General features: G+C 55.1%; 15 protein-coding genes and 1 tRNA gene. 6 read left to right on the top strand and 10 right to left on the bottom strand.

Annotated features, from left to right (window positions below):
* Positions 1-4 precede the first annotated feature (4 nt).
* Both proA and M2433_RS04980 read left to right on the top strand, forming a co-directional pair.
* Positions 5-1,258: a glutamate-5-semialdehyde dehydrogenase gene (gene proA, locus M2433_RS04975; protein WP_063431426.1), complete on the top strand. Its 1,254-nt coding sequence runs from the start codon at positions 5-7 to the stop codon at positions 1,256-1,258.
* 111 nt (positions 1,259-1,369) lie between these two features.
* Positions 1,370-1,445: transfer RNA gene (locus tag M2433_RS04980), tRNA-Thr, on the top strand.
* Positions 1,446-1,504: 59 nt separating this feature from the next.
* Here M2433_RS04980 and catA read toward each other — a convergent pair.
* Genes catA through M2433_RS04995 form a run of 3 tightly spaced genes read right to left on the bottom strand, consistent with a single transcriptional unit; the run spans position 1,505 to position 4,686 of the window.
* Positions 1,505-2,182, bottom strand: a complete 678-nt coding sequence (gene catA, locus M2433_RS04985; protein ID WP_429053776.1) for a type A chloramphenicol O-acetyltransferase — start codon at positions 2,180-2,182, stop codon at positions 1,505-1,507.
* Between the two features lie 60 nt (positions 2,183-2,242).
* Positions 2,243-4,174, bottom strand: a complete 1,932-nt coding sequence (locus tag M2433_RS04990; protein ID WP_429053775.1) for an EAL domain-containing protein — start codon at positions 4,172-4,174, stop codon at positions 2,243-2,245.
* Positions 4,175-4,191: 17 nt separating this feature from the next.
* Complete coding sequence (locus M2433_RS04995; protein WP_429053773.1) at positions 4,192-4,686, bottom strand: molybdopterin-dependent oxidoreductase; 495 nt, start codon at positions 4,684-4,686, stop codon at positions 4,192-4,194.
* Positions 4,687-5,275: 589 nt separating this feature from the next.
* On the opposite strand from M2433_RS04995, the gene M2433_RS05000 reads away from it, so the two are divergent.
* Complete coding sequence (locus tag M2433_RS05000; protein WP_429053772.1) at positions 5,276-5,569, top strand: hypothetical protein; 294 nt, start codon at positions 5,276-5,278, stop codon at positions 5,567-5,569.
* On the opposite strand, the gene M2433_RS05005 is transcribed toward M2433_RS05000, so the two are convergent.
* The 4 genes from M2433_RS05005 to M2433_RS05020 all read right to left on the bottom strand — a co-directional run bounded on the left by M2433_RS05005 (position 5,566) and on the right by M2433_RS05020 (position 11,058).
* A complete protein-coding gene (locus M2433_RS05005) occupies positions 5,566-7,350 on the bottom strand; it encodes a diguanylate cyclase (protein ID WP_429053769.1) in 1,785 nt (594 codons plus the stop codon). The two genes, M2433_RS05000 and M2433_RS05005, sit on opposite strands and share 4 nt — an antisense overlap.
* A 119-nt stretch (positions 7,351-7,469) precedes the next feature.
* Positions 7,470-8,579, bottom strand: a complete 1,110-nt coding sequence (locus M2433_RS05010; RefSeq protein WP_059310475.1) for an AI-2E family transporter — start codon at positions 8,577-8,579, stop codon at positions 7,470-7,472.
* A gap of 98 nt (positions 8,580-8,677) precedes the next feature.
* On the bottom strand, positions 8,678-9,859 hold the full coding sequence (locus tag M2433_RS05015) for an amidohydrolase (RefSeq protein WP_429053767.1): 1,182 nt from the start codon (positions 9,857-9,859) through the stop codon (positions 8,678-8,680).
* An 11-nt stretch (positions 9,860-9,870) separates the two neighbouring features.
* Positions 9,871-11,058 (bottom strand): MFS transporter, encoded by a 1,188-nt coding sequence (locus tag M2433_RS05020; RefSeq protein WP_429053765.1) that lies wholly within the window; start codon positions 11,056-11,058, stop codon positions 9,871-9,873.
* 127 nt (positions 11,059-11,185) lie between these two features.
* Between M2433_RS05020 and M2433_RS05025 the strand changes: the two genes are divergently transcribed.
* The 3 genes from M2433_RS05025 to mmuM all read left to right on the top strand — a co-directional run bounded on the left by M2433_RS05025 (position 11,186) and on the right by mmuM (position 14,651).
* A complete protein-coding gene (locus tag M2433_RS05025) occupies positions 11,186-12,094 on the top strand; it encodes a LysR substrate-binding domain-containing protein (RefSeq protein ID WP_023334651.1) in 909 nt (302 codons plus the stop codon).
* A 237-nt stretch (positions 12,095-12,331) separates the two neighbouring features.
* Positions 12,332-13,732, top strand: coding sequence for an S-methylmethionine permease (gene mmuP / locus M2433_RS05030; protein WP_429053764.1), 1,401 nt, complete (start codon positions 12,332-12,334; stop codon positions 13,730-13,732).
* Complete coding sequence (gene mmuM, locus M2433_RS05035) at positions 13,719-14,651, top strand: homocysteine S-methyltransferase (RefSeq protein ID WP_429053762.1); 933 nt, start codon at positions 13,719-13,721, stop codon at positions 14,649-14,651. The genes mmuP and mmuM overlap by 14 nt, the downstream gene beginning before the upstream one ends.
* A gap of 40 nt (positions 14,652-14,691) precedes the next feature.
* On the opposite strand, the gene fbpC is transcribed toward mmuM, so the two are convergent.
* The 3 genes from fbpC to M2433_RS05050 form a co-directional block, all read right to left on the bottom strand.
* The gene (fbpC, locus tag M2433_RS05040) at positions 14,692-15,738 is read right to left on the bottom strand and encodes a ferric ABC transporter ATP-binding protein (protein WP_429053760.1); all 1,047 of its coding nucleotides are present in this window, start codon (positions 15,736-15,738) and stop codon (positions 14,692-14,694) included.
* A gap of 4 nt (positions 15,739-15,742) precedes the next feature.
* A complete protein-coding gene (locus M2433_RS05045; protein WP_429053758.1) occupies positions 15,743-17,821 on the bottom strand; it encodes an ABC transporter permease in 2,079 nt (692 codons plus the stop codon).
* A 65-nt stretch (positions 17,822-17,886) separates the two neighbouring features.
* Complete coding sequence (locus tag M2433_RS05050; protein WP_033487712.1) at positions 17,887-18,918, bottom strand: ABC transporter substrate-binding protein; 1,032 nt, start codon at positions 18,916-18,918, stop codon at positions 17,887-17,889.
* Between the last annotated feature and the right edge of the window lie 7 nt (positions 18,919-18,925).

The following is an 18,925-nucleotide window of genomic DNA, read 5'->3' on the forward strand; positions in this document are numbered from 1 at the left end:
GAACATGCTGGAACAAATGGGCGCCGCCGCGAAGGCCGCCTCTTACAAACTGGCGCTCCTTTCCAGCCGCGAGAAAAACCGCGTACTGGAAAAAATCGCTGATTATCTGGAATCCCAGTCCCAGGAGATTTTGCTCGCCAACGAGCAGGATCTGCTGGAAGCCCGCCGTAACGGTTTGAGCGAAGCGATGCTCGACCGTCTGGCGCTGACGCCGGCGCGCCTGAAAGGCATCGCCGACGATGTCCGCCAGGTCTGCAATCTGGCCGACCCGGTGGGGCAGGTGATCGACGGCGGGCTGCTCGACAGCGGTTTACGCCTTGAGCGCCGCCGCGTGCCGCTCGGCGTCATCGGCGTTATTTATGAAGCTCGTCCAAACGTAACGGTTGATGTGGCCTCCCTGTGCCTGAAAACCGGTAACGCCGCTATTCTGCGCGGTGGCAAAGAGACCTGGCGCACTAACGCCGCGACGGTAAAAGTCATCCAGCAGGCGCTGGAAGAGTGTGGCTTACCCGCGGGCGCCGTGCAGGCGATCGAGAGCCCTGACCGCGCGCTGGTCAACGAAATGCTGCGCATGGACAAATACATCGATATGCTGATCCCACGCGGCGGTGCGGGCCTGCACAAGCTGTGCCGCGAGCAGTCGACGATCCCGGTGATCACCGGCGGTATCGGCGTGTGTCATATCGTGGTGGACGACAGTGCGGAGATTGAACCGGCGCTGAAGATTATCGTGAACGCGAAAACCCAGCGCCCAAGCACCTGTAACACCGTGGAAACGCTGCTGGTGCATCAGGGTATTGCGAACACCTTCCTGCCGGCCCTGAGCAAACAGATGGCAGAGAGCGGCGTGACGCTGCATGCTGACGCCAACGCGCTCGCGCTGCTGCAGGATGGACCGGCGAATGTCGTACCCGTAAAAGCGGAGCAGTACGATGACGAGTTCCTGTCGCTGGACCTGAACGTCAAAATCGTTACCGATCTCGACGACGCCATTGCGCACATCCGTGAACATGGGACGCAGCATTCCGACGCTATCCTGACGCGCACGCTGCGCAATGCCGATCGCTTCGTGAACGAGGTGGACTCTTCCGCCGTATACGTCAATGCCTCAACGCGCTTCACCGACGGCGGCCAGTTCGGCCTCGGCGCAGAGGTGGCGGTCAGCACACAGAAACTGCACGCGCGTGGTCCGATGGGCCTCGAAGCACTCACCACTTACAAGTGGATCGGCTTCGGAGACGATACGATTCGTGCGTAAATAATCACGGGTGATGCAAAAGTAGCCGTTTGATTCAAAAGGGCATTGACGCATCACCCGGATAGATCTAACCTTTTGCCCCGTGGTTACACTCGTAACCGGCCTCTCAGGGCCGATATAGCTCAGTTGGTAGAGCAGCGCATTCGTAATGCGAAGGTCGTAGGTTCGACTCCTATTATCGGCACCATCTTTTAAAAGCTATTAAATAAACAACATTTGCCTTTTTAAACAGAGGAATCTGGCGCATCAGCCATTACGTTCCCCCGACAGCTCCGGCAAACCATCACACATCTCCTGCAGCTCATTGAACATCCTTGCCACATGGAAACCATCGCACACGGAGTGATGAACCTGAACGGCGAGCGGCAACAGCACTTTTCCATCCTGTTCATAGTATTTGCCAAATGTGAACATCGGGGAAAAGAAGTTCTTCATGTGAGCAATGTTCATAGTAAAGTTCGTAAACGTTACCCAGGGAATAGACGATACGAAAAAGACATTTTCCCGGGACTCTTCCTTAGGCCAGTAAGAAAGGGTACTTCCATAGCGGGCAACGTCTTCTGCATACGTGTTCTGGAAATGATGAATATTGCCATCGTAATGGCTCCACAATGACGAAAACGTCTCCGTTTCAGGGTGGAAAATCGTATAGCTGGGATGAATTTCATTCCATACGACAAGCTCATTGTCCTTCATGGCCATACGGAACTCGGAATGCCGGTTCATGATTTTAGAGAGGAGGAAAATAATCGTTGGATAAAACTTCCAGCCAACCTCTTTGATATGTTTTCGCAGCGCGGTAATGTCGATCAGAACAGTTTGGTTAATAATACATTCAGCAAATGACTGAAATACCTCAAAATGCTCCTTCCTTGGCCAACGAGATAAGTCAACGGGCGTATATCCTAGGAGAGTTTTTTTCATGTTTAACCTTGATTCGCAATCATCTGAAAGGTGTTGGGCCTGAAACAACCGCAAACCCTTTCAACCGTATCTGATCTTCCTGTCAATCTCAGGCTGCGGTTTTCCGAAAAGGTAACCCTGTACGAGATCGCAGCCAAGCACCTGAAGACGTTCCAGCTGCGCTTCGGTTTCAACGCCTTCTGCAATGACCCTCATATTGAGGCTCTTTGCCATACCGGTAATCAATTTAACGATATTAAGCGCATCATCTTGCGTGGATATCGGGTTCACGAAGGATTTGTCTATCTTAATTTTATCAAAATTAAGCTCGCTCAGTCTTGAGAGCGACGAATATCCCGTACCGAAATCATCGATAGAAATTTTCACACCCAGCGATCGGAGCTTTTTAAGAATAGTGAGCGGCGTGTTGCTGTCACTGAAGAGCGAAGACTCCGTCACCTCTAACTCAAGTCGGCTAGCAGGCAGCCCTGTCTCTTTCAGGATGGACTGCACCATTGTTGTAAACAATTTATTACCCAACTGAATAGGTGAGACGTTCACAGAGATCCTTGCCGGAACGGCCCAGGACACCGCTTCCCGGCAGGCGAGCTCAAGCACCGTTTTACCAATCTCATTGATCATCCCTGTTTTTTCAGCAACAGAAATAAAGTAATCCGGCGACAGCATCCCTTTCACCGGGTGCATCCAGCGAATAAGCGCTTCGTAGCCGTAAATTTCACTACTGAATGAATCGACAATCGGCTGGTAATAAACAACGAACTCATGGTTATCCAGCGCCAGTGCCATATCATGTTCAAGGGTTCGGCTTTCCTGCAGTTTTTGCAGCATCCACTGACGGAAGACTTTTATCTGCTGTGAGCCTTCTTTTTTGGCTTCGTAGAGGGCCAGATCGGCAAATTTATAAAGATAATCAGAGCGTCGTTCATTATCAGACAAAACGATACCCACGCAGGTGGCAATTTTTATCAGCTGGTTATTAATCGTGTAGGGCTGGCTGATTTGATCGCTGATTTCTTTTGCGCGCGTAACTGCCGCGCTTTCGGTCAAGCCGCTGGACAGAAGGGCAAACTCGTCTCCCCCCAAACGGTAAAACGTATCTGACGCACTGCTCATCGAGGTCAGTCGCCGGGAAACCTGATTCAACAGCAAATCACCGGCATCATGGCCATAGGTATCGTTGACCTCTTTGAAGCGGTCCAGATCAAATAACATCACCGTGACGGGGATGTGGTTTTTATCGGCCTGAAGATTAATTTTGTTGAGGTCGTCCCAGAAGAAAAGGCGGTTTTTCATGCCGGTGAGGGAATCATGGTAAACATCATATTCCAGCTTCGCATTCTGGATTTGCAGCGTTTCTTTTGATATCTGAAGTTCGTCCGCAAGGCTTTTAACCTGCATGTGCGCTTTGAGAATATTTTTATTCTGGTAGATCATTAAGAAACCAAGGATGAAACTTAGTATTACCAGAAGTAACGAAAGTGCCGAATAAATATAATAAAGAATCTGTATTTTATTATTGGATTCATTAACGGTATTAATATCTTTTGTTAATGCCGTTGCAGAAAGTTGGCTTAGCGGTGCATCGAGTTCGTGCATATTTTTCAGGTATGCCTGTAACTCTGAATGGCTCATTTTTTCAAGATTAGCATCCAGATAAGCCAGTATTTTCTCTAAGCGTGAAGCGAGCGCCTGGTGCAGTTTATCGCTGTCAATATAGCGACCTAAATCTCCCCCTTTCATTAAGTCACTCTGGCTTAGCATAATTTCGAGGCGCATGCGGACCTGGTCTATCGTAACGTCGTCGGTATCGGTTGCGTATAGACCAAGCCATGATTCAAATCGGTAGTACTCTGATACCAGTTGTGCCACGGACCAGGACTCGGTGTATTGAGTCAGTTTTTGCAACTCCTGCTGACGATCGTAAACAAGAAATGCAATATATCCTGTCGTGATAAAAAGAGAAAAAATGATACCAACCAGTATCCTGTTCATTATGTTCTCCTGAACTGCTACTCAATCTTCATTTTGCTAACCTGCCATGCTGATCGCGAGTAATAAATCTGATTATTCAACTCTGGAAGACTATCATAGGGGTATACAATGAATGATGGACCTTTATCGCGGATGCGCATATATTCGCCATTAACCTTTAAGGCAAGGATGGCGTTGTATTTTTTGAAATCGCTAAGAGGGATGATTGTGGAATAATCATTGAGCGCAATAACGTTCACGTTAGAACCCTTCGCACCCACATAATCAATGAGTTTGCTCATGGGAACACCCTCAAACTTAGTACGTCCATTATACCAGGGGGAGGTCGTCTCGAAACTCACTACACCCAGTTTTTCAAGGCTGGCGAGATCAAACACTGCTTTTCCATTTTCATTGGTATTTTCTATATTACCGTAAATCGTTAAAATGGGTTTACCAACTGGTTTTGGCAAGTCGCCGGCCCAGGTTACACCAGGTACCAGACAGCATAACAGCAGTAGGGTTAATCGCATTTTGGCCTCCACTTTTTAACAGAAGTATAAGAATTATAATTTAGTAATCCTACTAGTTTATATATTTTGTTGGAACGCTATGGTTTTTAAAGGGTGGTTGTATTTAAACTCATTATAATCAATGGGTTGCGTCATTATGAATCTACTGGTTCTGATTGTCTGTCTGCGGTTCTTTTTTTGAAATCCGCTTAGGTTACTTGAACTAGCTCCCCAGCCGTTTAAAAAACGATCGTTTTTACGGATTGTCGTTTTACGCATCACAGTTTTATCTGTGATGAAAATCATTTTTTTTAGTGACTAAACGTCAGGACAGGACATGCCGATGAAGGCCCCAGTGGGCGTGCGATACGTTGTCCGCACGGTTGCCGTGCTATCATTCTTTTAGTAATGATGCCTGGCGACGTGTGCCTCGATTTGTACCGGATATTCTTTAATTCGCAGAGAGGAAACAGTGGTCGTTTTTTCTTTATTAAATTTATCACAGCTAAATTTGTCTTTTTCAAATGTATAACCATTGACTTGAATCATTATATCTCTATTTTTCGCCGCTTATCGTGTGCAGGCCCCTTCCTTAAAACGAGTCAAAAAAATGAAAAAAAGACCATCCTTGATGGTGCTTTTCGCTGTGTGCTGTTTTTTTACCGCGGACATTGCCATGGCAAAAAACAGTTCAGTTTCCAGTGAGCAGGTTAAAGAGAATGTTATTGCAGAGTCGATTGCATCTTATCCGGGGGTATGCGCCTGTCCTTTTAACCGGGCCAGGAACGGAAGCGCCTGCGGAAGACGCAGCGCATGGAGCAAAGCAGGAGGCTATGCGCCGGTTTGTTATAAAAATGAAGTGACGGATGAGATGGTAAAGCAGTGGCGCGAAAATAATAGCTAACCCGCCTCCAGCATTCCAAAACTTACAATCCGCGCCCGGCCCAGCTCTTTCGCCCGATATAAAGCCACATCCGCGGCACGCAGCAGGTTGTCAGTCTGGGCATGTTGCGGGTAGCTGGCAATGCCAATCGACACATCTACCGGCCCTATCTCGGTCAGGCCGTAGCGAATCGACAGCTCATGCACGCCGGTGTAAATCTTCTGCGCGCAGGCGTATGCCGCTGCTTCATCGGCACCGGAAAGCAGAACCAGAAATTCTTCGCCCCCGTAGCGGAACGCCAGCCCGTTATCATGTGCGGCCCGCTGAACAATCGACGCCACGGTTTTGATAACAAGGTCGCCCGCTTCGTGGCCGAACCGGTCATTAATGCTCTTGAAGTGATCGATATCGATCATCATGCAGCTTAACGGCTCGCCGCTGCGCATAGCCTGTGCCGTTTGGGTTTGCAGAGTATCTTCCAGATGATGACGATTACGCAGGCCGGTGAGCGGGTCAAACAAGGCTTTTTCCAGCAACGCGTCGCGCAGACGCTGGTTGGCCAAGGCCAGCCCGAGCGCTTCGGCCATCAGTTCAAGGTACGCGCGGGAAGGGGCATTGTCAGCCGTGATATTCTGGAAGGAGAGCAGGCCAATGGCCTCGCCCTGGGCGATAAGCGGCACGCACAGCGCGGTTTCCGCCTGTGATCCGGGAAGATGGTAACAGGCGATATCCGGCTCACCGTTTACCGGCGGGTGGCTCTGCCCGCGACGTACGGCCCAGCACTCGTCCGGATGGAACGTCGTCTCGTCACCCACCGGTGAAAGCCAGTGTGCGACGCAGCGCATCTGCCACGGATCGCGGTCAAGAATGTAGAGGCGGCCCGCTATCCCCGGCGCGATGTTGGGGGCAAACAGCTCTGCCACGTTAATCACATCGTTAAAGTTTTCACACCCCTGAAGCCGCTGGGTCATGCGCGCCAGCAGCTCGCGGATGGCCCAGTCGGCATCACGCTCTCTTTCCAGACGCTGTCGCGCAAGGCCGTTTTCACGGAAGATGCTGATGGCCTGTGCCATATCACCGATCTCATCAATCTGGTTGAAATTGGGCGTTTCAACCGCGTAATCCTGTGACGCCAGGCGGTGCACCACGTCGCTCAGGCGCACCACGGGACGCAGCACGCGGCGTTTTAATATAAAGCCGAGAACAAACAGGAACAGCAGGGCGGTCAGGCCGACCGTCAGCTCAGAGGCGGTACGCAGCGCTTTCGATTTTTTTGTTGCCTCCTCAACGGAGGCGATGACGCGTTTGTCGAGTAACTGGCGAAAGTGATCGATCTGGTTCTGCGCGCGCTCCAGCTCCTGCTCATACGGGGCGCCATAGAGCAGGGCAACGGCCTGAGCGTCTTCGCCTTGCTCAAGGCTGTTCAGTGCAGTTTGCTGTTCGTCCTGCAGCTCATCGACGATTTTTACCCCTTCATGCAGCAGGGACAGTTCTTCATCCGATGCGCCGTTATCCTGCAACTTTTCCAGCCGAAGCTCGATGCTCTTCAGGCTTTTTTCTGCCTGGGTATATTCCTTGAGAATCTGCGGATCTTTTTTAATGACGTACAGCCGTGCTAAATCAGACTGCGCCCAGATATCGGTTTCGATATCTTCCGTGAGCTGATCAAATTTCTGCCGTTGTTCAACGGCCTGACGCTCTATGGTATCGGCATTGGACGCCATCAGCATGATGATGCCGGAGGCGATGGTCAGGCAGACCGTGGCACCATAGGCCCAGTTGGTTATCGTCGCGATTCGCACCAGATGATCCTTTTACGGCATGAGTAGGATGGCGTTCTTCAAATTATAGAAAACGTTTGATTTAAGGTGAAAAAAAAGGCGGCACAGTGCCGCCTGGTGTGGTCTTTATCGTCACATCCCTACAAATCTGGAGGATTTTTTCCTTCTTCGATGAAATCCGCGTCCAGTTCTTCGGCGTTACCTTCGTGATCGCGCCCGGAGAAGAGGTTCCAGCAGGCGATAAACAGCGCGGCAATCAGCGGCCCAATGACAAAGCCGTTAATGCCGTACAGCTCCATACCGCCGAGGGTGGAGATCAGAATCAGGTAGTCCGGCATTTTGGTGTCTTTCCCCACCAGCAGCGGGCGCAGGATGTTGTCCACCAGCCCGACGACGATCACGAAGAAGCCGACAATAAACAGCCCTTGCCAGATCTGATGCGTGGCGAACAGGAAGATAGCGGCGGGCACCCAGACAATCGCCGAGCCGATGGCGGGCACCAGGGAGAGGAACGCCATCAGCGCGCCCCAGAGCACGCTGCCGTCAATGCCCACAATAGCAAACGCAATTCCGCCGAGTATGCCCTGAACCACGGCTACCGCCGCCGTTCCTTTTACCGTGGCGCGCGACACGCCGACGAATTTAGCGAACAGGTGCTGCTTGGCGAAATCAGACAGCGGCAGGGAGTCGAGGATCTGGCGCACCAGATACGGGCCGTCTTTCAGCAGGAAGAACAGCAGATAAAGCATGATGCCGAAGCTAATCGCAAAGCCAAACGTACCCTTGCCAATCAGAAACGCGCTGCCGGCGAGATATTGCCCGCCCTGCAGGGCGACATCGGAGAGTTTTTTCTGGATCTGCGCGGCGTTGGTCAGGTTGTGATCCGCCAGGAAGCCGCTGGCCCAGCCTGGAAGGTGGTTGAAGATGCTCGCCACCACTTCCGGAAACTGGGTATTGTTCTCCTGCAGTTTGGTGTAAACCACGTTCAGCTCAATGGCGAGCGAGGAGAGGATCACCATCAGCGGGATAAAGACGATCAGGCAGATAATGCCGATGGTCAACAGAGAGGCAAGCCCGTTGCGCTCCCCCAGCGCGGTGCGCAGCTTGTTTTTTACCGGGTTAAAAATGACGGTCAGAATCGCGGCCCAGAGTATCGCGGAGAAGTAGGGCGAGAGCACGTCGAAGAAGGCCCAGGTCACAAGGGCGAGAATAAAAATGAAGAAACCTTTGGTCAGTCCGTTAAAGCGCATCAGTCAGTCCTGGTTACTAAGAAACTGTGACGACTATAGAACTGATTGTGAGAATTACCAACCATTGCACCGGATAAGGTGCAATGGTTGGTGAGGCGTTACATCGCCTCAAATAACGCGCTTACCAGCGCAATATGTGCCTTAACGCCCACGGCCAGCGCGGCTTCATCAATGCGGAAGTGTGGGTTATGGACGTTCCATACCGCACCTTTTTCCTCGTTGCCGCAGCCGATAAACAGGAACGAGCCGGGAATTTTCTCCTGATAGGATGAGAAATCTTCGCTGCCGAATAGCGCGCGATCGGCCAGCTGCAGCGTCCCGTCACCAAAGTGCTCCGCAATGGCTTTTTTGGCGATGGCGTTGGTGTCGGCATGGTTATTTCCGACGGCATAACCCTGCTGCCAGCGGATCTCACAGCGCGCCCCGTGGGCGCTCACTACGCCTTCAACAATACGCTGCATCAGCCGGGGAACCTGTTCACGAACCTGCTGATTATGGGTTCGCACCGTTCCTGCCAGACGGGCGCTGTCCGGAATGACGTTATAGCTATCACCGGCCTGGAAGGTGGCAATGGTCAGCACCGGGGCGTTGATCGGGTCAAGATTACGTGCGACCACGTTTTGCAGTGCGGTAACCACTTCAGCGCCGATTACCACCGGATCGATACAGAACTGCGGCATTGAGCCGTGGCCGCCCTGCCCAAAAATAGTGATGTCAAAGTTATCGCTGGAGGCGACGTAAACGCCCTCTTTCAGCGTGATTTGTCCAGTAGGGCTGTTCGGGAAGACGTGCAGGCCGAAAATCTTTTCGACGTCGTCAACGACGCCTTTCTCCACCAGCTCGCGTGCGCCGCCCGGCGGCACCTCTTCGGCAGGCTGGAAGATAAACTTAATGCTGCCGCAAAGCTGGCTGCGCAGATGGCAGAGCACTTTCGCTGCCCCCATCAACATGGCGGTGTGGGCATCGTGACCGCAGGCGTGCATCACGCCGGGCCGGGTAGAGCTAAATGACTCTCCACTCTCTTCCTGAAGCGGTAGCGCGTCGATATCGGCCCGCAGCGCCCACGTTGGGCCGGGCTTTTCGCCCTGCAGTACGGCTACTACGCTGTTCTCCAGCGGGCGGCTTATCGCCAGCTCCGGCAGATTCCCCAGCTCGCGGGCAATAAAATCAGCGGTGGGTTTTTCCTGAAACGAGAGGTCCGGGTTGGCGTGAATATGCCTGCGCCAGCGGATCACCTCTTCATTAACGTCGCGGATAAGGTTTTCAGTGGTACTTTTCATGACGGTCTCCTTCAGTCAGTCACCGGCAGCGTGGCCACAGGTTTTTTTATCAGCGGTACTATCGCCGCACCCGCGCAGACCATTGCCAGTGACAGGAAAATAAACGCGCTTTCGTAGCTGTGGCTTTTCCCGACAAGATAGCCAATTACGACAGGCGAAACGAAGCCTCCCAGCGTTCCGCCGGTGTTTATCAGGCCGATAGCCGAACCCATAATGTTCTCCGGAAGGCGTTTCATCGGCAGGGTAAAGGCGGTTACAAAGGTTGCCATCAGGAAGATCTCCCCCACGAACAGCAGGATGCTGGCCGTCAGTGCCGTGGCGGTATGGAAGATGCCGAAAATGGCGGCAGCACCGATCAGCGCGCAGATCAAAATCACCTGCGGCTCGCGGTTGTGGAAATATTTCCCGACGATCCAGCCGGTGCACAAGGACGAGAGCCAAATCCCCGCGCCGCCGACGGCGACGATATAGCCGGAAATTTCCAGCGGCATCCCCCTGCTCTGGACGAAGAATTTTGGCAGCCAGGCCATCAGGCCGTAGCTGGGAATATTGATACAGAACACAGAGACAAAGAGTAGCACCACCGTCGGGTTACGCCACAGGGCGCCGTTTTGCTCACCTGACTGCTGGCGCGGCGCAGGTTTCTGATAGGGCACGCGCACGGCGATCAGCACGGCGATGGCACAGGCTACTATCCCCAGCGCCACAAACGACGCGTGCCAGCCCAGGTGCTCCAGCGCAGAGACGGCCACAATGGGCCCCACGGTCATTGCCAGCCCGGCGGAGGAAAGCAAAACCGATTGCGCAAAGGTGCGTTTTTCCAGCGAGAAATTGCTGACCACCGCTTTCGCGCAAGAGCACGGGTAGCCGGAATGCCCCACCCCGGAGAGAAAGCGAAACAGCAGCAGCAGGCCAAAGCTCATGCCCAGCGCACCGAAGCACAGGGCGAAGATCCCGAGCGCGCACAGGGAGAGGATCAGCATGGTTTTATAGCCGAGCCTGTCGTTCAGCCAGCCCGCAGGCACCTGAAAGAGAGAGTAGGCCAGGAAGAAAATGCCGGTGATGTAGCCCAGCTCCGCGCTGGTGAGGCCGAACTCTTTTTCGATAGGCAGCAGGGCGAACCCCATGACGGTTTTATCGATATAGACCACGACATAGCCGACAAAAAGCAAAAAAATCATCTGTGACTGGCTTTTCATTTTATTTTCCGCCTGACGTCAGAGTGTGATGAGGAGTGTGGTGTGCTCTCCGAATCTAGGGGTTTACCTGAGGCTCGGGAAGATATAATTTTTCTATAGGTGATGCTTTTTTGTTATAGGGTGAGTGATGAGATATTTGCCAAAGCTTGGGCATCTTCAGGCCTTTCGTCAGGTGGCACGCAGCGGCAGTATTCGTTCAGCCGCGCGCGAGCTGGGCGTTTCTCAGCCCGGGTTGAGCCGAACATTGCGTGAGCTTGAGCAAACTTTAGGCACGCAACTTTTATTGCGCAGCAAAGAGGGCATCGCCCTGACCGAGGCGGGAATGGCCTTTTCCCAACGCGCGGAGTGGGTGCTGGAAGAGTTGCGCCGTGCGGCAGATGAAGTGGAACAGATTAACCATTACACCCACGGACGGCTGACCGTGGGGTTCTCGTCACTGATTGCGCTGACGGTGTTTCCCGATGTGGCCGAAGCGTTTAAAGAGACGCTGCCGCAGGTGCTGCTGACGGTAAAAGAAGGACAGCTATCCTCGCTGTTACCCGGCGTGCGCAACGGTGAAATTGACATCGCCATCGGTTCTGTCGATCCGATGGCGCCGCCAGAAGGGGTGATGATCGAACCTCTGTTCACCTCGCCGTTTTGTATCGTCGCGCGCAAAGGACATCCGCTGGCTGACGCACGCGATCTGATGGCGCTACGTCAGGCTAAATGGCTGCTGCCGGAGTCATCAATGGGTTACTACCAGCAGCTGCAAAACGAGCTCAGCCATTTTTACCGACAGGTCGACGTGACGCCGCTGCGTACGGATTCTGTTATCACCGGCCTGAGTATGGTGCTCAACGCGGACTATCTGACGGTGGTCGCTCGGGCAATGTGTCAGCCGCTGCAGCTTGATGACAAGCTGGTCGCGCTGCCCATCGCCCAGCTGCCGTCGGCTCAGTATTGCGCGGTGTGGTCGCAGAAATCGGCGATGACCACTAACGCGCGCCAGTTTTTAATTCGCCTGCGCGAGGCATGCAGAGGGTTTAGCTGGTAGGGAAAAGATACGACTTTTGTCTGACTCAGGATCGACGTCGGCCGCACCATGCTGTAAGTATCTGCTTGCGGAGGTGCTTATGGCCTGGCGTCCTATTCTGTATGTGATCCTCACAACCCACCCCAGACTCAGCGCGCGGCGCGCCCGTTTGCGTCTGGTCATCTAGCTTTTTATTAACAATCGCGGTATAACACACCTTCTTTGGATGTTTAGATGTCCATACGTATAGAAGGTAATATGCAAACACAACAAGAAAATGGACAGCTTAAGCGCACCATGAAAACACGCCACCTGATTATGCTCTCGCTGGGCGGCGTGATTGGGACAGGGTTATTTTTCAATACGGGTTATATCATTTCGACGACCGGGGCTGCGGGCACGCTGCTGGCGTACCTGATTGGCGCGCTGGTGGTCTGGCTGGTGATGCAGTGTCTGGGCGAGCTTTCCGTGGCGATGCCGGAAACCGGCGCGTTCCACGTCTACGCCGCCCGCTATCTTGGCCCGGCCACGGGCTACACCGTGGCGTGGCTCTACTGGCTCACCTGGACGGTGGCGCTTGGGTCGAGCTTTACCGCCGCCGGGTTCTGCATGCAGTACTGGTTCCCGCAGGTGCCCGTCTGGGCCTGGTGCGTGGTCTTCTGCGCGGTGATTTTTGGCCTTAACGTCATCTCCACGCGCTTCTTTGCTGAAGGTGAGTTCTGGTTCTCGCTGGTGAAAGTTGTCACCATCATCGCCTTTATTATTCTCGGCGGGGCGGCGATCTTTGGCTTTATCCCGATGCAGGACGGTGCACCCGCGCCGGGATTAAGTAATATCACCGCCGAAGGCTGGTTCCCGCACGGCGGCCTGCCGATCCTGATGACCATGGTGGCGGTGAACTTTGCCTTCTCCGGGACCGAGCTCATCGGTATCGCGGCGGGTGAAACCGAAAACCCGCATAAGGTGATTCCGGTCGCTATCCGTACCACCATTGCGCGGCTGATTATCTTCTTTATCGGCACCGTGTTTGTACTGGCGGCGCTGATCCCGATGCAGCAGGCCGGGGTAGAAAAAAGCCCGTTCGTGCTGGTGTTCGAAAAGGTCGGTATTCCTTACGCGGCAGATATCTTTAACTTTGTGATCCTGACGGCGATCCTCTCGGCGGCGAACTCCGGTCTGTACGCGTCTGGACGCATGCTGTGGTCGCTCTCGAATGAGAAAACGCTGCCGCGCTGCTTTGCCCGGGTGAACAAAAACGGCGTGCCGCTGACGGCGCTTTCGGTTTCCATGCTCGGTGGCGTGCTGGCGCTGTTCTCAAGCGTCGTGGCTCCGGACACCGTGTTCGTTGCGCTCTCGGCAATTTCTGGCTTTGCCGTGGTGGCGGTGTGGATCAGCATCTGCGCGTCGCACTTTGTTTTCCGTCGTCGTCATCTGCAGTCCGGCCAGCCGCTCTCTGCGCTGCAGTATCGTGCGCCGTGGTATCCGCTGGTGCCCGTGCTCGGTTTTATCCTCTGCGTGGTGGCCTGTGTTGGCCTGTGGTTTGACCCGAGCCAGCGCATTGCCCTTTATTGCGGGCTTCCGTTTGTTGCCCTGTGCTATGGTGCCTACTACCTGACCCGAAATATGACATCGCAGGAGCCTGAACATGTCGCAGAATAATCCACTTACCGCCATCCTCGAAAAACAGCCGTTCGTAGTGCTGGATGGCGCGATGGCAACGGAGCTGGAAGCGCGCGGCTGTAACCTGGCAGACAGCCTCTGGTCTGCCAAAGTGCTGGTTGAAAACCCGGATCTTATCCGCGAAGTGCATCTGGACTACTACCGGGCTGGCGCGCAGGTGGCCATCACCGCCAGCTATCAGGCGACGCCTGCGGGCTTTTCCGCGCGCGGTCTGGACGAGGCGCAGTCCCGCGTGCTGATTGGTAAAAGCGTGGAGCTGGCGCGTAAGGCGCGCGAAGCGTATCTGGCCGAAAATCCGCATGCGGGCACGCTGCTGGTTGCCGGCTCCGTGGGGCCGTACGGCGCGTATCTGGCGGATGGCTCAGAGTATCGCGGCGACTACGTGCGCAGTGCGCAAGAATTCACCACCTTCCATCGTCCTCGAGTGGAAGCGCTGCTGGATGCGGGCGCTGACCTGCTGGCCTGCGAAACCCTACCGTCCTTTGAGGAGATTAAGGCGCTGGCGGCGTTGCTGTCTGAATATCCCCGCGCCCGGGCGTGGTTCTCGTTTACCTTACGAGACGGTCAGCACCTTAGCGACGGTACGCCGCTGAAAGAAGTGGTCGACGCGCTGGCACACTATCCGCAGATCGTGGCGCTGGGCATTAACTGCATTGCGCTGGAAAACACCACCGCTGCGCTGAAACACCTGCAAAGCCTGACCGCGCTGCCGCTGGTGGTCTATCCGAATTCGGGCGAGCACTATGACGCGGTAACCAAAACCTGGCACCACCACGGCGAAGCGTGCGAGACGCTGGCGGGATATCTGCCGCAGTGGCTGGAGGCCGGAGCGAAGCTGATTGGCGGATGCTGTCGCACCACGCCGAAAGATATTGCTGAGCTGAACGCGCAGCGCTGAGTCTTTTGCCGGGTGGCGGCTGCGCCTCACCCGGCAAACATCATGCCGCTTCCGCCAGTACAAACATCCCGTACGGGTGGATCTCAAGATAGTACGCATCGCCCACGTCCGGCTGCAGGCGCGTGGCGTTAACCTGCAGTAAAATCTCCTGTCCGTGCCAGTCGACAATCACCTCATACTGCGGACCCATATAGGCGACGTGGCGGATAGTACAGCGCTGGCTCGCCTCGCCGTGCTGGCTGAGGGTAATCGCCTCCGGCCGCACGCCGACGGTGCCTTCGCCCTGCTTAGCAAAGTGCAGCGGACGCGGCAGACGGTAGCCGTGGATTTCCACGACATCCTCGCTGAAGCGGGCCGGGAAGAGGTTGGCATCCCCCATAAAACTCGCCATAAAGCGAGACGCCGGCTGCCGATACAAATCCTGAGGCGAGCCAATCTGCATAATGTTGCCCTTGTTCATCACCAGCACGGTGTCGGAAACCGCAAACGCCTCGCTTTGATCGTGCGTCACGTACAGCGAGGTGATGTTGAACTGCTTTTGCAGCTCGCGGATTTTGTCCCGCATGCTGCGCCTGAGGTTCGCATCGAGGTTGCTCAGCGGTTCATCGAACAGCAACACTTTGGGTTTGAGGATCAGAGCGCGGGCCAGCGCCACGCGCTGCTGCTGGCCGCCGGAAATCTGATCCACATAGCGATCTTCAAACCCCTCCAGATCAACCATCGCCAGGGCTTCTTTGACCCGCGTTTTTATCTCTGCGCGCGAAACGCCCAGCATCTTCAGACCGTAGCCCACGTTCTCGCCCAGCGACATATGCGGGAAGAGCGCGTAGGACTGGAACACCATACAGATATCGCGCTGCTGAATGGAGCGGTGGGTCACATCCTCTCCATCGATATAAATCTGTCCCTCGGTCGGTTTTTCCAGCCCGGCGACCAGGCGCAGCACGGTGGTTTTACCGCAGCCGGACGGGCCGAGCAGCGTCACCATTTGTCCCTGCGGGATCGCCAGGTTGATGTTTTCAATTACCGTGTTTGCGCCAAAGCGTTTGGTCACGTTGCGCAGTTCAACAAAATGTTTCTCAGTCATAGTGTTACGCCTGGTTTTTGGCTTTTGAACGGGAGATACGCGCCTCGCCGATCAGCCAGTCAAAGAGGAAAATGATCGCCAGCATGACCACAATCAGGATCGAGCCGTAGGCAATCGCCACGCCGTATTCGCCGTCTTCCACGCGGTTCAGAATGTAGGCCGTTGCCACGCGGGTGTCCGGCGTGACGAGGAACACAATGGCGCTGACGGTGGTAATGGCGCGCACAAAACTGTAAATCAGCGCCGATAAAATGGCCGGACGCAGCAGCGGCAGCAGGATGTGGGTGATGGTGCGCAGGCTTCCGGCACGCAGGCTCAGCGAGGCCTCGTCCAGCGACTTGTCGATCTGCCCTAAGCCCGCGATCCCGGCGCGAATCCCCACCGGCACGTTACGCATCACCATGGAGATAATCACGATGGCGGCGGTGCCCGTGAGGTACACCGGCGCGCTGTTAAAGGCCAGAATGTACGACACGCCCGCCACGGTACCCGGCACGGCAAAGCACAGCATGGTAGTGAACTCGATGGTCTTTTTACCCCGGAACTGCTGGCGGACCACAACCCAGGCAATCAGCAGGCCGAAGGCGGCGGTGATCGGCGCGGCAATCCCGGCGTAGAGCAGGGTATCGAGCAGCGAAGGCCACGCGCCGTCGCTCATCCCCTGGCCGAACAGCTTGATAAAGTTATCCAGCGTCAGGGTGTAATCCACCCCCCAGTTGACGGTAAAGCTCCCGTAGAAAATGCTGCCGTAGAGCAGGGCGTTAAAGGCGATCCACACCGTCAGCAGGGCGATCACGCTCCACACCAGCGTCACGGGCAGCGGCTGCACGTCGCCGCGGTACGATTTACCGGACACGGTGACGTAGGAGCGCTTGCCGATCCACACGTACTGGATGCAGAACACCAGCAGCGAGAACAGCAGCAGGAAAGCCCCGAGGGTACTCGCTGCCTGATAATCCAGCTGCGAGCCGGTAATGTAAAAGTAGATTTGCGTGGCCAGCACGTCGAAGTTTCCGCCCAGCACCAGCGGGTTACTGAAGTCGGCCAGCGACTGCACAATCACGATTAAGAACGCATTCGCCAGCGCCGGTTTCAGCAGCGGCACGAAGACGCCGTTAAAGGTCTGCCAGCGGCTGGCGCGCAGGGTGTACGAGGCCTCTTCCAGCGACGGGTGGATGGTTTTGATCGCGCCGTCGAGGATCATAAAGGCCATCGGCGTGAAGGCCAGCACCTGCGCCAGCCAGATGCCGGTGAAGCCGTACAGCCAGTTGGTATTGGTTAACCCAAACCAGTCCACCATCAGCTCCGTCATATAGCCAGAGCGCCCCATCATCAGCGTAACGCCCAACCCCACCACAAACGGCGGGGTCACGATGGGGAGAATCGAGAAGATACGTCCAATGATGGCGCTGCGTTTAGCGATGCGCGTGGTGTAAATCGCCAGCACCAGGCCAAAGAAGGTGCAGCCGACCCCGACGGCTATCGACAGCAGAATCGAGTTGATGATGACCTGGATAATATGCGCCTGCGACAGCACGTTCATAAAGGCCAGCGGGGCGAATTCACCTGCGTCGTTGGTGAACATCGGAATGAAAATGGCGATGCTCGGCCAGACGATAAAAATGCCGATCAGCGCCACGATGGTAATCAGCGAGCCGATGACAAAGCGATCGCCGCCCAGCCACTCCAGGCGGGTAAGGGCCAGCGTCATGATGGCGCCCAGGGCAACAAACAACATGATGGTGGCATAGCCTAAGCCGCGTCCTTCCACCGTGGCGCTGATGACCACGAACGCCATGCACAGCAGCGCCCAGCCCGCGTCAAGGTAGTGGCGGCTGCGCTGCTCGCGCTTTGCTTCGTTAAACGGGCGCACCAGCAGCAGGCTCGGCAGCAGGTACCACAGCCAGCTGACGTTGAAATGGGACCAGCCGTAGGCGTCGAGGATCTCATCCCCGGTAGATTCCAGCAGGCCGTAATCAAGGCTCCAGCTCGGCAGCAGGGCAAAGGCCAGCCAGCCGAGTAAAACCCACAGGAATACCGCATCCCGTTTTTTCGCGGGATGAAGAGCAAGTGTTTGTGACATAAGTTTTCCGGGTGTTGGATGCCCGGCAAAGGAATGCAGCCGGGCGATGACCACTGTTCGCGGGCTTATTTACCCATCTTCACGTCGCTGACCCATTTATTGATCAGCGCTTTACGCACGTCCGTGGAGCCGTACTTGTCCATGTCATAGCTGATGAGCTTGAGGTCATCGAGCTTGAGCGAGTTCGGCGAGGTTTCCGCTGTGGTGTTGGTCAGGATTTGGTAGGACTTGCCCTTCTTCCACGCCAGCTCCTGCGCTTCTTTCGAGAGCACCCAGTCCACGAACAGCTTCGCGTTCTCTTCGTTGCGCGCGCCCTTCAGAATGCTCACGCCGCCAATTTCATACCCGGTGCCTTCGCACGGAGAGATCAGCTCCAGCGGCGCACCCTGCTCTTTTTCCAGGGAGTAGTCGTGCAGGAAGCCGATGCCGATGGCGGTTTCACCGCGCGCGGCGTTACGTGCCGGGGCAATGCCGGATTTGGTGTACTGAGACACGTTGCCGTTCAGCTGTTTCAGGTAGTCGAAGGCCTGGTCTTCCCCCCACAGCTGGACGAAGGTTGCCAGCGCGGTATAGGCGGTGCCGGAGCTTTGCGGATCGGCGATCTGGATCTCACCCTTGTATTCCGGTTTGGTCAGATCCTTCCAGCATTTGGGGACCGGCAGGTTTTTCTCTTTCAGGCGCTGGGTGTTGACGCCAAAACCTAAGATCCCGACGTAGACCGCCGAGGAGAGGTTGCCCTTCACCTTGGCCGGATCGCGGAATTTCTCCATGATCTGTTCCAGGTTTTTCGATTTATAGGGCTGGAGTAGCCCCATCTCACCGGCCTGGGACTGCGGATCCAGCGTGCCGCCGTACCAGACATCGGCCTGCGGGTTTTTCTTCTCGGCATCCACCTTCGCCAGCGTGCTGCCGGAGCCGTTGCGGATAAACGAGGTTTTAACATCGTACTTTTCACCGAACGCTTTGGTTTCGACTTCGCACATTTCGTTGGTGGCGCTGCAGTACACCACCAGACGGCCTTTGGCCTGTGCGGCACCGGTTAAGGTAGCCAGCGCGATCCCGGAAGCAATGAGGGTAGAGAGAAGCGTTGTTTTCATTATTCAG

It is taken from the genome of Enterobacter sp. AC1 (assembly GCF_050434705.1).
Taxonomy (GTDB): Bacteria; Pseudomonadota; Gammaproteobacteria; order Enterobacterales; family Enterobacteriaceae; genus Enterobacter; species Enterobacter cloacae_L.

Excerpts from the sequence above, each read along its gene's own strand:
- proA (WP_063431426.1), top strand. The coding sequence starts at position 5 with ATGCTGGAACAAATGGGCGCCGCCGCGAAGGCCGCCTCTTACAAACTG.
- catA (WP_429053776.1), bottom strand. The coding sequence starts at position 2,182 with ATGAAAAAAACTCTCCTAGGATATACGCCCGTTGACTTATCTCGTTGG.
- M2433_RS04990 (WP_429053775.1), bottom strand. The coding sequence starts at position 4,174 with ATGAACAGGATACTGGTTGGTATCATTTTTTCTCTTTTTATCACGACA.
- M2433_RS04995 (WP_429053773.1), bottom strand. The coding sequence starts at position 4,686 with ATGCGATTAACCCTACTGCTGTTATGCTGTCTGGTACCTGGTGTAACC.
- M2433_RS05000 (WP_429053772.1), top strand. The coding sequence starts at position 5,276 with ATGAAAAAAAGACCATCCTTGATGGTGCTTTTCGCTGTGTGCTGTTTT.
- M2433_RS05010 (WP_059310475.1), bottom strand. The coding sequence starts at position 8,579 with ATGCGCTTTAACGGACTGACCAAAGGTTTCTTCATTTTTATTCTCGCC.
- M2433_RS05015 (WP_429053767.1), bottom strand. The coding sequence starts at position 9,859 with ATGAAAAGTACCACTGAAAACCTTATCCGCGACGTTAATGAAGAGGTG.
- M2433_RS05020 (WP_429053765.1), bottom strand. The coding sequence starts at position 11,058 with ATGAAAAGCCAGTCACAGATGATTTTTTTGCTTTTTGTCGGCTATGTC.
- M2433_RS05025 (WP_023334651.1), top strand. The coding sequence starts at position 11,186 with ATGAGATATTTGCCAAAGCTTGGGCATCTTCAGGCCTTTCGTCAGGTG.
- mmuP (WP_429053764.1), top strand. The coding sequence starts at position 12,332 with ATGCAAACACAACAAGAAAATGGACAGCTTAAGCGCACCATGAAAACA.
- mmuM (WP_429053762.1), top strand. The coding sequence starts at position 13,719 with ATGTCGCAGAATAATCCACTTACCGCCATCCTCGAAAAACAGCCGTTC.
- fbpC (WP_429053760.1), bottom strand. The coding sequence starts at position 15,738 with ATGACTGAGAAACATTTTGTTGAACTGCGCAACGTGACCAAACGCTTT.
- M2433_RS05045 (WP_429053758.1), bottom strand. The coding sequence starts at position 17,821 with ATGTCACAAACACTTGCTCTTCATCCCGCGAAAAAACGGGATGCGGTA.
- M2433_RS05050 (WP_033487712.1), bottom strand. The coding sequence starts at position 18,918 with ATGAAAACAACGCTTCTCTCTACCCTCATTGCTTCCGGGATCGCGCTG.